The following is a 13,469-nucleotide window of genomic DNA, read 5'->3' as shown; positions in this document are numbered from 1 at the left end:
TGACTTTTGGCACGCTGTTGAGTTCTCAAGGAACGGTCGCTTCCTTCGTACTCACCCTCTCGGGCTTTCCTCCGGGCGCTTCCCTTCGGTGTTTCAAACTCTATCAGTGTTTTTCCGGCCCTCCGACCACCGTCCTGCAGGCATGCAGAAGGCGACCCAAGGAGAGGATCTGATGAGTTTGATCTGCTGGGCGAGGACACACCGTGGCGCCTCTCAGCCCCAAGCAGGAGTACGACTGTACACGCGGCCGCGGAGCCGGTGCAAATCCGTTTAGGGTATGGTCTAGACCACTCCGGTGCGCTCGCGCGGAACCGGCAGTTCAAGTGACATACCCTGCTGAACAGTGTGCCGTCCGGCACTGACAGCGACGGCCATATTGATCTCCACCCCTGGGAGGCTTCCCATGACCACCGTGACGTCCCCGCTGGCAGGACGCGCCGTCGGATTGGCATCCGTGCCGGATCCTGTCTTCTCCGGGGCCATGGTCGGCCCGGGCACCGCTATCGATCCCGTGCGTGAGCCCTCCGAGGCCGTGTCGCCCGTGGACGGGGTCATCGTCTCTCTCCATCCGCATGCCTTCGTGGTCGTGGACGACCAGGGGCACGGTGTGCTGACGCATCTCGGTATCGACACCGTGCAACTCAATGGAGAGGGCTTCGAGCTACTCGTGAACAAGGGCGACACCGTCACCCGCGGCCAGGGCATCGTCCGCTGGAACCCGTCGGCCGTCGAGGCAGCCGGTAAATCGCCGGTGTGCCCGATCGTGGCTCTCGAGGCCACGGCGGAGTCCCTCTCCGATCTGCGTGACAACGGCGATGTGAAGGCCGGCGACAGTCTCTTCCTCTGGAAGTGACGAGTTTGCCGTCGTGATGACGGCAAGTAGAGACGACAACCACCGCGGCGGCGGGACCCGCCGCACTATCGGAGACGGGTGAGATGGAGACAACGCTGCGAGGCGTCGGTGTGAGCCACGGTGTGGCGATCGGCGAGGTACGGCACATGGGAACGGCGGTCCTCGAACCGCCGGCCAAGCAGATTCCGGCCGAAGACGCGGAGCGTGAGCAGGGGCGCGCTCGTAAGGCTGTGGAGGCGGTGGCAGCCGACCTCATAGCGCGCGGCAATCTGGCGGGGGGCGAAGCCCAGGCCGTGCTCGAGGCTCAGGCCATGATGGCCCAGGACCCCGAGCTCATGTCGGACGTGGACCGCCGTATCGCTGTCGGAAGCACGGCCGAGCGCGCCGTCTACGACGCCTTCGCCGCGTACCGCGAGCTGCTGGCCGGCGCCGGCGAGTACCTTGCCGGACGCGTGGCCGACCTGGATGACGTGCGGAATCGTATCGTCGCTCGTTTGCTCGGGGTTCCGATGCCAGGTGTGCCGGACAGCGACGAGCCTTACGTCCTCGTCGCTCGCGACCTCGCCCCGGCCGACACGGCGCTGCTGGACCCGACGCTGGTTCTCGGCTTTGTCACCGAGGAGGGCGGGCCGACCAGCCACAGCGCGATTCTGGCGAGGGCGCTGGGTGTCCCTGCTGTGGTCGCGCTGCCTGGTGCCGGTGAGCTGGCCGAAGGCACGGTCATCGCCGTCGACGGCAGCACCGGCGACATCTTCGTGAACCCGAGCGACGAGAAGAAGGCGGAGCTCGAGGCCGCTGCCGCGGCGCGCAAGGCCGCGCTCGCGGCGTCGACAGGCCCAGGCGCCACCGCCGACGGCCACAAGGTGCCGCTGCTGGCCAACGTCGGTGGGCCCTCCGACGTTCCCGCCGCCGTCGAGGCGGGCGCCGAGGGTGTCGGTCTGTTCCGTACCGAGTTCCTCTTCCTGGACGACAGCAAGAACGCCCCGTCGGAGGAGAAGCAGGTCGAGGCGTATCGGCAGGTTCTCGAGGCGTTCCCCGAGGGGCGTGTCGTCGTCCGAGTCCTCGACGCGGGGGCGGACAAGCCGCTGGACTTCCTGACGCCGGCCGATGAGCCGAACCCGGCGCTGGGTGTGCGCGGGCTGCGGACGCTGCTGGACCACCCCGAGGTGCTGCGCACCCAGCTCACCTCGCTCGCGAAGGCCGTCGAGGGGCTGCCTGTCCATCTCGAGGTCATGGCCCCGATGGTGGCGGACCGCGCCGACGCCAAGGCGTTCGCGGACGCATGCCGGGCGGCTGGGCTGCAGGCGAAGTTCGGCGCGATGGTGGAGATTCCGTCGGCTGCGCTGCGGGCTCGCTCGATCCTTCAGGAGGTCGAGTTCCTGTCTCTGGGAACGAACGACCTCGCGCAGTACACCTTCGCCGCGGACCGTCAGGTGGGTGCCGTGTCCCGTCTGCAGGATCCGTGGCAGCCCGCGCTGCTCGACCTGGTCGCGCTGTCCGCCGAGGCGGCCAGGGCCGAGGGGAAGAGTTGCGGCGTATGCGGTGAGGCGGCGTCCGACCCGCTGCTGGCCTGTGTGCTGACCGGTCTGGGTGTCACCTCCCTGTCCATGGGTGCGGCGTCGATTCCTTATGTCCGCGCGACGCTGGCGAAGTACACGCTGGCGCAGTGTGAGCGTGCCGCCGCGGCGGCACGTGCGGCGGACAGCGCCGAGGAGGCGCGCCAGGCCGCTCAGGGAGTGCTGTCCGGCGAGTAGCCGGTGCGGTACGGCTGCACGCCGATTGTGCAGGGGGCGCTCCGCCGGCGGGTGGAGCGCCCCCTGCGCGTTCAGTGGTGGTGTCCCGGGGGCACCTCGTCGTCGCCGAGGTCTGGCGGTACGCAGTAGTCGACGCCGGATTCGGGAGAGATGAGGTCCCCGGATTCGATGTCGGTGCAGTAGGCGTCGAAGACCTCGCCGGCGGTGAGGGGGTCCAGACGGTCTCCGCGCAGGCGCCATCCGTAGATGCGGTCCGTCCTGCCCGTGGCGCTGGTGCGCATGACGAGTCCGCCGGGACTCCTCGTGGCGAGGCCGAGGGCCAGGACCGTGGTGAATTCCAGCGTTTCGGCCTCGTCCAGATGCGTGGTGCCTTGGGCGTCGCCGTCGGCGTGGAGGACGGAGACGAGCGTTTCCGGGGCTCCGGTCACGCTGCAGACGAGGTGACGGTTGCCCGGTTCGGCGGTCTCCAAGATGCGGAGGAGGAGGTTCGAGGCGCGGGCGTAGGCTGCGCGGCCGATGTCTTCGCCGCAGGTGGGGCAGGGGCCGAGTCGTGCGAGGAGTGTGGAGGCGTACTCCCAGGTGGCCTGTCGGATGGCTTCGTCGACGAGGGCCGGTACGAGGTCTGCCAGCGGTCGGCCGTCGTACGGGACGGTGGGTCCTGTGGCGGCCAGTTCGGAGGTGAAGCGTGTGCGGCTCGTCGGGATGTCGGGATCGAGCCCAGTTTCGGCGCAGTAGTCGGCGTACTCCTGTGGATCGAAGAGGGCGATCGTCGTGTGGCTGCCCTGGGAGGCCCGCGTCCTGAGGAGGGCCTCCACCTGTTCCAGGTAGATCTTGTGGTCGTCGAAGGTGAAGCTGCGATAGCGCCGCATGGCGCGGAAGTCGTGTTCGTCGGTCAGCAGGCCGATGGTGCCGGCGATTTCGCGGCGCAGGACGCGTCGCATCGTGTGGTGATCGGTGTGCGCCATGGTTCCCCCTGTGCTGTGCGGTCGATCAATGCTCACTCACAGTAATCGGGGGCACTGACAACGGGGGTGGGCAGACGTGCCGGCCTCGGTATCCCGCCCCGAGGCCGGTGTCGAAGGCCGGCCTGGTCGGTCAGGCGCGTTTGCGGGCGAGTTCCTCGTAGAAGTGCAGCAGGTCGAGGTTGTCGATGGAGCCCGGGTTGACCGCCTTCTCCAGGGGGGCGCCTTGGAGGAGGCGCTTGACCGGGACCTCGATGCGCTTTCCGGTGAGGGTGTGGGGGACGCCGGGGACTTCGATGATCTCGTCCGGGATGTGGCGGGGTGAGAGCTGGTCGCGGATGGTCTGCTTGATGCGGTCGAGGAGGGCTTCGTCCAGGACTGCTCCGGGGGCCAGGTGGACGAACAGGGGCATCCAGTAGCCGCCGTCGGGCTGTTCGATGCCGATGACCAGGGATTCCTTGATCTCGGGGAGGCGCTCCACGGCTTCGTAGATGTCGGCCGAGCCCATGCGCACGCCCTGGCGGTTGAGGGTCGAGTCGGAGCGTCCGTGGATGACGACGGAGCCTCGTGAGGTGACGGTGATCCAGTCGCCGTGTCGCCACACGCCCGGGTAGGTGTCGAAGTAGCTGTCGTGGTAACGGGTGCCGTCGGGGTCGTTCCAGAAGTGGATCGGCATGGACGGCATGGGGTTGGTGACCACGAGTTCGCCCACCTCGTCGGTGAGCGGTGTGCCGCTGGGGTCCCAGGACTGCAGGTCGGTGCCCAGGCCGGGGGCCTGGAGTTCGCCGACGTACACGGGGAGGGTGGGCACGGCTCCGGCGAAGCAGGAGCAAACGTCCGTGCCGCCGCTGACGGAGGCGATCCAGAGGTCGTCGCGGACCTCGTCGTGCAGCCAGCGGAAGCCGTCGGGCGGCAGCGGTGATCCGGTGGTGGCCACGCACCGCACGCGGGTGAGGTCGAAGTCGTGTGCGGGACGGACGCCGGCCTTGCGGCAGGCCATGACGTACGCGGCGGAGGTGCCGTAGAGGGTGGCTCCCGTGCGTTCGGCGATCCGCCACTGGGCGCCCGTGTCGGGGTAACCGGGGCTGCCGTCGTAGAGGACGATCGTGGTTCCGGTGAGGAGGCCGGAGACGAGGAAGTTCCACATCATCCAGCCGGTCGAGGTGTACCAGAAGAAGCGGTCCTCCGGGCCCAGGTCGCAGTGCAGGCCGAGCTGCTTGAGGTGTTCGACGAGGATGCCGCCCTGGGATTGGACGATGGCCTTGGGCAGGCCCGTGGTGCCGGAGGAGTAGAGCACCCAGAGGGGGTGGTCGAAGGGCACCTGCTCGAAGACCGGTTCCTCGTCGGCGGCGGTGAGGGCCGACCATTCCAGGGCGCCTTCGGGGGCGTCGGTGCCGAGCAGGGGGATGTGGACGACGGCTCGAAGGGTGGGCAGTTCGGCGCGGAGCTCGGTCACGATGTCGCGGCGGTCGTGCTCCTTGCCGCCGTATCGGTAGCCGTCGACGGTGAACAGAACGACGGGTTCGACCTGCTGGAAGCGGTCCAGAACGCTGCGGGCGCCGAAGTCGGGGGCGCAGGAGGTCCAGACGCCGCCCACGGCGGCGGTGGCGAGGAGGGCGACGACGGCCTCGGGGATGTTCGGGAGGTAGCCGCTGACACGGTCTCCGGGGCGTACGCCGAGGGCGCGCAGCTCGGCGGCCAGGGAGCCCACTTGGCGGCGCAGCTCGCGCCAGGCCGTGGGACGGGGTTCGTGCGTTTCGTCGACGTGCAGAAGCGCTGGTTCGTCTGCGCGGGTCTCGGCGGCGCGCAGGGCGTGCTCGGCGTAGTTCAGGGTCGCGCCGGGGAACCACTGGGCACCGGGCATGGCGCGATCGCCCAGTACGCGCGCGTAGGGGGTGGCGAAGCGTACGTCGAACCACTCGGTGACGGCTTTCCAGAAGGTGTCCAGTTCGTCGACCGACCAGCGGTGGAGGGCCGCGTAGCCGCCCTCGGAGGGGGCACCGTGGCGTGCCGCGGCCCAGGCCTGGAATCTGGTGACCTGGGCCTGTGCGATGCGCTGCGGATCTGGCTGCCACAGCGGCTGGGGGTTGGAGATCGACATGGGGCGGCTCCCGGACTGTGCGCGTCGTGTGCGTCCTCCGCGCACGGCGGGGTGTGCGCGTGACGCGGATGACACGGACGATGCCATGTGATCGACTTCTGCACCAGGGTGCGCCCCACACAGTCCGTGTCGTGAAGATGTGGTCCCGTCATGGGTGAACGGCAGTTGAACGCCACACGCGCGCGGGGCGGGCAATGGCAGGCTGAGCAGCATGGACGGTCGTGACCTGGTGCGTTCGATGAGGGTGGTCGGTTCTGTGGGGGCGGCCCAGGGGTTGCGTACCGTACGAGCGGCGTGGCGCAGGAGGCGCGTCGACGCCGAGGGTCTGCCGCCCCGGGGCGCGGAGCGTGCTCGGGTGCCCGGGCCGGTTCAGGACGTGCGGCCCGGCCCAGGGGGCGGCGTGCTCCGGTTCAGCCGGTCCGAGCTCCGCGTCGTCGTCACGGTGCACGGTGCCGTCTTCTGGGGGTGGGACGGGGTCGCTCCAGAGCCGTCGTACGCGCTTGCGGGACGTTGTCCGGAGCCGGACCCTCGGGCGGTGCTGGAGCCGGACAAGGACGGTGGCTGGCGCGTGGTGGCCGAGCGGGTGACGGTCGTGATCTCGCGGCACGGCGCGGTGGAGGTGCAGACGCCTGGTGGGGTGACGCTGCGCCGGGATCTTCCGCCCCGTTGGTGGGAGCCCGTCGGCGGTGGGCCGGCGCGGTGGATGCAGCGGTCGGAGGTGGCGGCCGACGCGAGGTTCTTCGGGCTCGGCGGGCGGGCGGCGGGTCCGCGGTTGCGGAACGGCACGTACCGGCTGTGGAACACCGATCCCGGACGTGCGTTCGATCCGGGTGATGATCCGCTGTACATCACCATGCCGGTGCAGCTGGTCGTGGCCGATGCGGCCACGCATCTGGTGTTCCACGACAATTCCTGGGACGGCACGGTGACCTTGCGCGAGGGCGAGGAGGGGGCCGGTTCGGGTCATGACCGGGCGGGGACCAGCGAGTTGCGCATGGACGGCGGCCCGCTGCGGTGCTGGGTGATGGTGGGCACCCCCGCGCGCGTGCTGCTCGTCTGGGCCTCTCTGACGGGTGCGGCCGCACCGCCGCCCGCGTGGGCGTTGGGCCACCACCACGCGCGCTGGGGTTTCGGCAGCGAGCAGGAGGTGCGGCGAATCGTTTCGGGGTATCTGGAGCGAGACCTTCCGCTGGACGCGGTCCATCTGGACATCGACCACTACGACGAGCACCAGGTGTTCACGGTCGATCATGACGGCTTCCCGAAACTGCCGCAGCTCGCCGAGGAGTTGCGGCGGGACGGGATCCGGCTGGTGTCGGTCGTCGACCCGGCGGTCAGGGCCACGCCGGGCAATGAGGTGTACGACAGCGGGACGACCGAGGACGCCTTTGTCAAGGATGCCTCCGGGCGGCTCGTACGCGGGGTGGTGTGGCCCGGGGAGTCGGTCTTTCCCGATTTCACGCACGCGCGCGTGCGTGAGTGGTGGGGTGGTCTGTACGAGGAGCGTCTCGGGCAGGGATTCTCGGGTTTCTGGCACGCCATGAACGAGCCGACCTCGTTCGCCGCTTTCGGGGAGTCGACGCTGCCGCGTTCGGCGAGGCACTCCTTGGAGGGGCGGGGCGGAGATCATCGGGAGGCGCACAACGTCTACGGGCTGTGCATGGCCAGGGCGGGTTACGAGGGGCTGCGCGAGCTGCTGCCGCAGGAGCGGCCCTTCGTCCTCTCGCGTTCAGGTTGGGCCGGCATGCAGCGGTACGGGGGGACCTGGTCCGGTGACGTGGCCACGGGCTGGCCCGGGCTGCGGGCCTCGCTGTCACTGGTGATGGGCCTCGGACTGTGCGGGGTGCCCTACTCGGGGCCGGACGTGGGCGGGTTCGACGGCAGCCCCTCGCCCGAGCTGTATGTGCGGTGGTTCCAGCTGGCCGCGTATCTGCCGCTCTTCCGTACGCATGCGAGCCTGCGCGCGGGGCGCAGGGAACCGTGGGAGTTCGGTCCCGAAGTGCTGGAGCACGCGCGCGTGGCGCTCGTCGAGCGTCGGCGGCTGCTGCCGTACTTCCTGACGCTGGCGCATCTGGCCCAGCGCACAGGGGCGCCGTACGTGCGTCCGACGTGGTGGTCCGCTCCCGAGGACCGTGCGCTGCGCGACTGTGAGGACGCGTTCCTGCTGGGCGACTGTCTGCTGGTGGCGCCGGTGCTGGATCCGGGTGCCGACCGGCGTGCGGTGCAGCTTCCGCGGGGGCGCTGGTACGACACGGCGACGGAACGGGCGTACGAGGGTCCGGGGCAGGTTCTCGTGGACGCTCCCCTGTCCCGGATCCCCGTGCTCGCGCGCGCGGGTGCGGTCGTTCCCGTCCGCGGGGACGACGGCGGGCTGGAACTGGAGGTGTGGGCGCCCGCCCCGGGACGTGCCGGGGGCGGGCTGGTGGTGCCGGATGCGGGAGACGGCTGGGACGAACCGGAGGTCGAGCGTTACGTCACCCGCTGGCGGGGTCGGAAGCTGGTCGTCGAGCAACAGTTTGACGACGGCGTGCTCGCATCGCCGTATCCCGTGCACGTACGGGGACTCGGCGAGCGTGGAGCTCAGACGTAGCGGCCCTCGAAGAAGGCCCGTACGGCAAGGGTGTGCAACGGGAAGGCGAGTTCCTCGGGTCTGCGCAACAGGTGCCAGCCCTCGGTTTCGTCCGTGGCCGCCGACGTCGGCAGACGGTCGGCGGGCCGTTCCGGAAGGAGGCCGAACAGCAGCAGGTGCCCGTCGGGAGAGCTCATCGCGTCGGCGAGGCGTACGTCGCGGCCGGCCGCGTCGATGCCGGTCTCCTCCTTGAGTTCGCGGACGACGGCCTGCCGCCAGTCCTCACGGTCGTCGATGTAACCGCCGGGCAGAGCGATGCCTCCGCGCGCGGGGCCTACCGTGCGGGTGATGACGACCAGGGCGGTGCCCTTCGCGTCGTAGACGGGCTGGAGCGCGACCGCAACCGGAAGCGGATTGCGGTAGGCCACGGTGCCGCACGCCGGGCACGTGCGGGGCCAGCCGGAGACGCCCTCTCCGTAGGGCGCGCCGCAGCTCGAACAATGAGAGCCCACTGCGGAGTTGGAGGCGGAGTGCTGAGTTTCGGACACGCCGCGGACTGTATCCGATCACTGGAAGCGGGCCTTCCGGGGGTTGGTCACCAGTGCCTCGCGAGGGCTTTCGAGGACCGCGGTGAACCGGCGTCCGGGATCGGATGGGGCCTGCGGTCGCCTACGCACTGTGACCCGGCCGGAATGCTGCGTGAACGTCGCATGAACTGGGCTCAGGCGCGTGCAGGCGGCAGCCATCATGCTCCCGTGAGCTCCTGGACGGACACTCTCCGCTTCGCCTTCCAGCCAGTGGTCAACCTGACCACCTGCGGAGTCGCGGGGCTGGAGATACTCGCCCGCCCGGAAACCGGTGACATCCTGGCCGAGGCCCGCCGTGATCCCGAACTCGACGGCCGGCTGGCCGTGTCGGCGTTCCGCGCGGCGGTCCACAAGGAGACGTTGCTGCCGCTGTACATCAACGTCTTCGCCGGAACCCTCGCCGACCTGGGCGGTCTCACGCCGTTGCACGACGTCGTGCGTACGGCCGGCCGACTGCCGTGGGAGGTGACGATCGACATCGGTCCGCCGTACACGCACGTGCCTCAACGGGCGCTGCTGGAGGCGATCGGCTCGCTGCGGGAGCAGGGCTTCCGCATCAGCGCGGACGGTGTCGGTGACGGGGACCTGCCGCTGCGGTTGCTCACCGACATGGCGCCGGACCTGGTCAAACTGGACGCGTCCGCACTGTCGCGGCCCGCAGCGGTCCGGGCGATGCGGATGCTTTGCGAGCAGTTGGGCGCGCTCCTGTGCGTCGAGGGTGTGGAGACGGAGTCGCAGTGCGCGAGCGCGCGGTCGGGCGGTGCCCAGCTGGCTCAGGGCGAGTTGTTCGCTCCACCGGCCCGGCTGCCGACCGCTGACGTGTACGTTCCGCCGCGCTCCGCCGGCCCTGGGACGACGCCCCGCTCCGGCCCGTCGGTGCGCGAGTTCGTCCGGCCGGCGGCACTGCTGCCCGCCACCGCCTCCGCGGGCCAGGTACGGGCCTTGCTGACCGGGTCACCGGACGTGTCCGGAGTGCTGCTGGTCGACGTGAACGGCGTGCCGGTGCGGTCGGTGCACCGTTCCCGCTTCCTGCTGTCGATGTCGGGCCGCTACGGCCACGCCCTGTACGCGGACCGGCCCGCGGCCAAGCTCGGCGATCCGCCGCGCACGGTGGGCGTGGACGCCACCGCGTGGGAGGTGCTGGACGTGGTCGCGGTCGGGGGCCGGGACCGTACCTCGGACGACGTGGCCGTCGTCGACCGGTGCGGCCGTTGCGTGGGGGTCGTGCGGCTCGCGGACCTCGTACGGGCCCTGGCGGAGACCCGCGTCGAGGAGGCGGCCGGGCTCAATCCGCTCACCAGGCTGCCCGGGTCGGACGCGATCACCGGTGAGGTGGACCGACGGATCGCGGACGGGCGGACCTTCGCTCTGAGTTGGCTGGACGTGGACCATTTCAAGCAGGTCAACGACGGGGCGGGGTTCGCGGCCGGCGACGAGTTGATCCGGTCGGTGGGGCGGGCGCTGCAGCACGCGGCATCGGACACCACGCGCGTGGGGCACATCGGCGGCGACGACTTCCTGGTGCTCGCCGAACCGGACGGGCTGAGTCCGCTGGTCGCGTCCGTGCTGGACGCGCCCTGGTCGGCAGGTGGGCGTCCCGTCACGCTCTCCCTGGCCACCGTCCTGTGCGCACCCGGCAGCGTGACCGACCACCGTCAGGCGGCCTCGTGTCTGGCGCCCCTGAAGAAAGCCGCGAAGTCGTTGAGCGGGGTGAGCTGGGTGATGGGCCGCGCGGGGCTGCCCGGACACCAGATCCTGCGCGGGGCGGTGTCCGCCCAGGCCGAATGCGCGGTGGCGGAGCCGGGAACGGGGTGAGACGCTTTTCCCAAACAGGGCGGCGGAGGCCGAAAGGTGTCCGTACGGCCCCCATACAGTCACCCATGGCCTTCGATCCCTGCCGGGTTCAGCAGGAGCTTGTCTCCCCCGTCGACCTCAGCAGGGCCCAGGTGTCCGTCCCGCCCCGAGCGGTCGTCCGGAAGCCCGTTCGGCGACAACCCGTGAAACATCGGCACACCCTCAACCGTTGGCGTCAGCGACCTTGACGCCCCCTGGACACCGGTGAACACTTCCCGGTGTCAGCCGACATCGCCGTACATTCTCGGCGTATCCACGCACTGCGCCGCGCGGTTCCGTCTGGACAAGCCCTTCCCTCACGGGCGAGTCGGCTGCGACGGCACGCTCGTCACGGACGCCGGGCGGGGCGCGGGACCCCTGCCTTCGGCCGAAGTCGCCATGGGAAACGCACCCTGCACGGAGGAACGGGGTCGATCGCCCCGGGCCAGGGCCTAGGAGCCGCCATGAGCAACGGAGACATATTCCTCGGCGAGTTGATCGGTACGGCGATACTGATCCTGTTCGGTGCCGGCGTATGCGCCGCCGTCACCCTGAGATTCTCCAAGGCGCGAGCCGCCGGCTGGATAGTGATCACGTTCGGCTGGGGTTTCGGCGTCCTCGCGGGGGCCTACACGGCCGCCCCGCTGTCCGGCGGTCACCTCAACCCGGCCGTCACCTTCGGACTCGCCATCGACACCGGTGTGTGGGACAAGGTCTGGGTCTACGTGCTCGGGCAGATGGCCGGCGCCATGATCGGCGCGGTGCTCTGCTACCTGACGTACATGGCTCAGTTCCAGGCCAACGTGCGGCAGACCGGCACCACGGACGGCACCCTGGACGAGCCGGTTCCGACGCTCGGCATCTTCTCCACGATCCCGGAGATCCGGAACCCGGTCGCCAACCTGATCACCGAGATCATCGGCACCATCGCCCTGGTACTGCCCCTCCTCGCCCTGGTCGGGAACAACAAGCACGTCGAGGGCATCGGCATCGGGCAGATCGTGGGTCAGGCCGACGGCATCTACGGCTCCGGCATCGCGATTCTGCTGGTCGCCCTTCTGGTCGTCGGTATCGGCCTCTCGCTGGGCGGTCCCACCGGGTACGCCATCAACCCGGCCCGCGACCTCGGCCCGCGCATCGTGCACACCTTCCTGCCGATTCCGAACAAGGGCACGTCCGACTGGGGCTACTCCTGGATACCGGTCGTCGGTCCATTGATCGGCGGTGTACTGGCCGGCCTCATCTACAACGCAGCCTTCTGACTCAGCCCAAGGGGTAGCCATGACGGACAACGCCGAGAAGTACGTCGCCGCAATCGACCAGGGCACCACCTCGAGCCGCTGCATCATCTTCGACCGGAACGGCGCCATCGTGGCGGTCGACCAGCGCGAGCACCGCCAGATCTTCCCCAAGCCCGGCTGGGTCGAGCACGACGCCACCGAGATCTGGTCCAAGGTGCAGGCGGTGGTGGCCGGCGCGATCGCCAAGGCGGGGCTGCGCGCCGACCAGCTCAGCGCGCTCGGCATCACCAACCAGCGCGAGACGACGGTGCTGTGGGACCGCGCGACGGGCAAGCCGGTGCACAACGCGATCGTCTGGCAGGACACGCGCACGGCGGCCCTGTGCAACCAGCTGGGCGGTTCGGACGGGCAGGACCGTTTCCGCGAGCAGACCGGGCTGCCGCTGGCCAGCTACTTCTCCGGCCCCAAGGCGGCCTGGCTGCTGGACAACGTGCCCGGGCTCAGGGACCGCGCCGAGCGCGGCGAGATCGCCTTCGGCACCATCGACTCCTGGCTGATCTGGAACCTCACCGGCGGCACGGACGGCGGCCACCACGTCACGGACGTGACCAACGCCGGCCGCACCATGCTGATGAATCTGGAAACCCTTCAGTGGGACTCCTCGATCCTGTCCGCCATGAACGTGCCCGAGGCGATGCTGCCGGAGATCAAATCCTCCGCCGAGGTGTACGGGACCGCCGTCGGGCAGCTGTCGGGGGTGCCCGTGGCCTCGGCCCTGGGCGACCAGCAGGCGGCCGTGTTCGGGCAGGCCTGCTACGACGTCGGCACGGCCAAGAACACCTACGGCACGGGCAGCTTCCTGCTGCTCAACACGGGCAACCGGCCGGTGCCCTCGAAGAGCGGGTTGCTGACGACGATGGGTTACAAGATCGGCAGTGAGGCGCCGGTCTACTGCCTGGAGGGGGCGATAGCCATCACGGGCGCGCTCGTCCAGTGGTTCCGCGATCAACTCGGCATCATCCGCACGGCCGACGAGATCGAGTCCCTGGCGGCGAGCGTCGAGGACAACGGCGGCGCGTACATCGTTCCCGCCTTCTCCGGTCTGTTCGCCCCCTACTGGCGCTCCGACGCGCGCGGGGTCGTCACCGGGCTGACGCGGTACGTCACCAAGGGGCACCTGGCACGGGCGGTGCTGGAGGCGACGAGCTGGCAGACGCGCGAGGTCGTGGACGCCATGTACCAGGACTCCGGGGTGCAGATCACCAGCCTCAAGGTCGACGGCGGCATGACGAAGAACAACCTCCTCATGCAGCACCAGGCGGATGTGCTCGACGTACCGGTGATCCGGCCCAAGATCTCCGAGACGACCTGTCTGGGCGCCGCGTACGCGGCCGGGCTGGCCACCGGCGTGTGGAACGACCTGGACGAGCTGAAGGCGCACTGGGCGAAGGACGCCGAGTGGACGCCGTCCATGTCCGCCGAGACACGCGACCGCGAGTACCACAACTGGCGCAAGGCGGTGGAGAAGAGCTTCGGGTGGGAGGAGGACGGCGAAGGCTGAGGCGGGCG

The 13,469-nt window shown here is 69.8% G+C and carries 9 protein-coding genes; 6 read left to right on the top strand and 3 right to left on the bottom strand.

The window, feature by feature from the left end; translation table 11 throughout:
- Positions 1–403 precede the first annotated feature (403 nt).
- Together ACFYNL_RS25405 and ptsP are read left to right on the top strand one after the other, a co-directional pair.
- The gene (locus ACFYNL_RS25405; protein WP_388807279.1) at positions 404–853 is read left to right on the top strand and encodes a PTS glucose transporter subunit IIA; all 450 of its coding nucleotides are present in this window, start codon (positions 404–406) and stop codon (positions 851–853) included.
- Between the two features lie 83 nt (positions 854–936).
- Positions 937–2,607, top strand: a complete 1,671-nt coding sequence (ptsP, locus tag ACFYNL_RS25400) for a phosphoenolpyruvate--protein phosphotransferase (protein ID WP_388807278.1) — start codon at positions 937–939, stop codon at positions 2,605–2,607.
- 71 nt (positions 2,608–2,678) lie between these two features.
- On the opposite strand, the gene ACFYNL_RS25395 is transcribed toward ptsP, so the two are convergent.
- Both ACFYNL_RS25395 and ACFYNL_RS25390 read right to left on the bottom strand, forming a co-directional pair.
- Entirely contained in the window at positions 2,679–3,572 is an 894-nt protein-coding gene (locus tag ACFYNL_RS25395) for a hypothetical protein (RefSeq protein ID WP_388807277.1), read from the bottom strand.
- A gap of 130 nt (positions 3,573–3,702) precedes the next feature.
- On the bottom strand, positions 3,703–5,670 hold the full coding sequence (locus tag ACFYNL_RS25390; RefSeq protein ID WP_388807276.1) for an acetoacetate--CoA ligase: 1,968 nt from the start codon (positions 5,668–5,670) through the stop codon (positions 3,703–3,705).
- A gap of 211 nt (positions 5,671–5,881) precedes the next feature.
- On the opposite strand from ACFYNL_RS25390, the gene ACFYNL_RS25385 reads away from it, so the two are divergent.
- Entirely contained in the window at positions 5,882–8,260 is a 2,379-nt protein-coding gene (locus ACFYNL_RS25385) for a TIM-barrel domain-containing protein (RefSeq protein WP_388807275.1), read from the top strand.
- On the opposite strand, the gene ACFYNL_RS25380 is transcribed toward ACFYNL_RS25385, so the two are convergent.
- The gene (locus ACFYNL_RS25380) at positions 8,251–8,787 is read right to left on the bottom strand and encodes an NUDIX domain-containing protein (protein WP_388807274.1); all 537 of its coding nucleotides are present in this window, start codon (positions 8,785–8,787) and stop codon (positions 8,251–8,253) included. The two genes, ACFYNL_RS25385 and ACFYNL_RS25380, sit on opposite strands and share 10 nt — an antisense overlap.
- A gap of 207 nt (positions 8,788–8,994) precedes the next feature.
- On the opposite strand from ACFYNL_RS25380, the gene ACFYNL_RS25375 reads away from it, so the two are divergent.
- From ACFYNL_RS25375 to glpK, 3 genes are all read left to right on the top strand, one after another.
- A complete protein-coding gene (locus ACFYNL_RS25375) occupies positions 8,995–10,641 on the top strand; it encodes an EAL domain-containing protein (protein ID WP_388807273.1) in 1,647 nt (548 codons plus the stop codon).
- A gap of 482 nt (positions 10,642–11,123) precedes the next feature.
- A complete protein-coding gene (locus tag ACFYNL_RS25370; RefSeq protein ID WP_388807272.1) occupies positions 11,124–11,921 on the top strand; it encodes an MIP/aquaporin family protein in 798 nt (265 codons plus the stop codon).
- A gap of 19 nt (positions 11,922–11,940) precedes the next feature.
- Positions 11,941–13,461: a glycerol kinase GlpK gene (glpK, locus tag ACFYNL_RS25365; protein ID WP_388807271.1), complete on the top strand. Its 1,521-nt coding sequence runs from the start codon at positions 11,941–11,943 to the stop codon at positions 13,459–13,461.
- Positions 13,462–13,469: the final 8 nt, after the last annotated feature.

This window comes from Streptomyces sp. NPDC007808 (assembly GCF_042868655.1).
Taxonomy (GTDB): Bacteria; Actinomycetota; Actinomycetes; order Streptomycetales; family Streptomycetaceae; genus Streptomyces.
The sequence above is the reverse complement of the archived record's forward strand: the minus strand, read 5'-3'. Positions and strand labels throughout refer to the sequence as shown.

What these genes read in the sequence shown, in the direction of transcription:
- ACFYNL_RS25405 (WP_388807279.1), top strand. Translation starts at nt 404, where the DNA reads ATGACCACCGTGACGTCCCCGCTGGCAGGACGCGCCGTCGGATTGGCA.
- ptsP (WP_388807278.1), top strand. Translation starts at nt 937, where the DNA reads ATGGAGACAACGCTGCGAGGCGTCGGTGTGAGCCACGGTGTGGCGATC.
- ACFYNL_RS25395 (WP_388807277.1), bottom strand. Translation starts at nt 3,572, where the DNA reads ATGGCGCACACCGATCACCACACGATGCGACGCGTCCTGCGCCGCGAA.
- ACFYNL_RS25390 (WP_388807276.1), bottom strand. Translation starts at nt 5,670, where the DNA reads ATGTCGATCTCCAACCCCCAGCCGCTGTGGCAGCCAGATCCGCAGCGC.
- ACFYNL_RS25385 (WP_388807275.1), top strand. Translation starts at nt 5,882, where the DNA reads ATGGACGGTCGTGACCTGGTGCGTTCGATGAGGGTGGTCGGTTCTGTG.
- ACFYNL_RS25370 (WP_388807272.1), top strand. Translation starts at nt 11,124, where the DNA reads ATGAGCAACGGAGACATATTCCTCGGCGAGTTGATCGGTACGGCGATA.
- glpK (WP_388807271.1), top strand. Translation starts at nt 11,941, where the DNA reads ATGACGGACAACGCCGAGAAGTACGTCGCCGCAATCGACCAGGGCACC.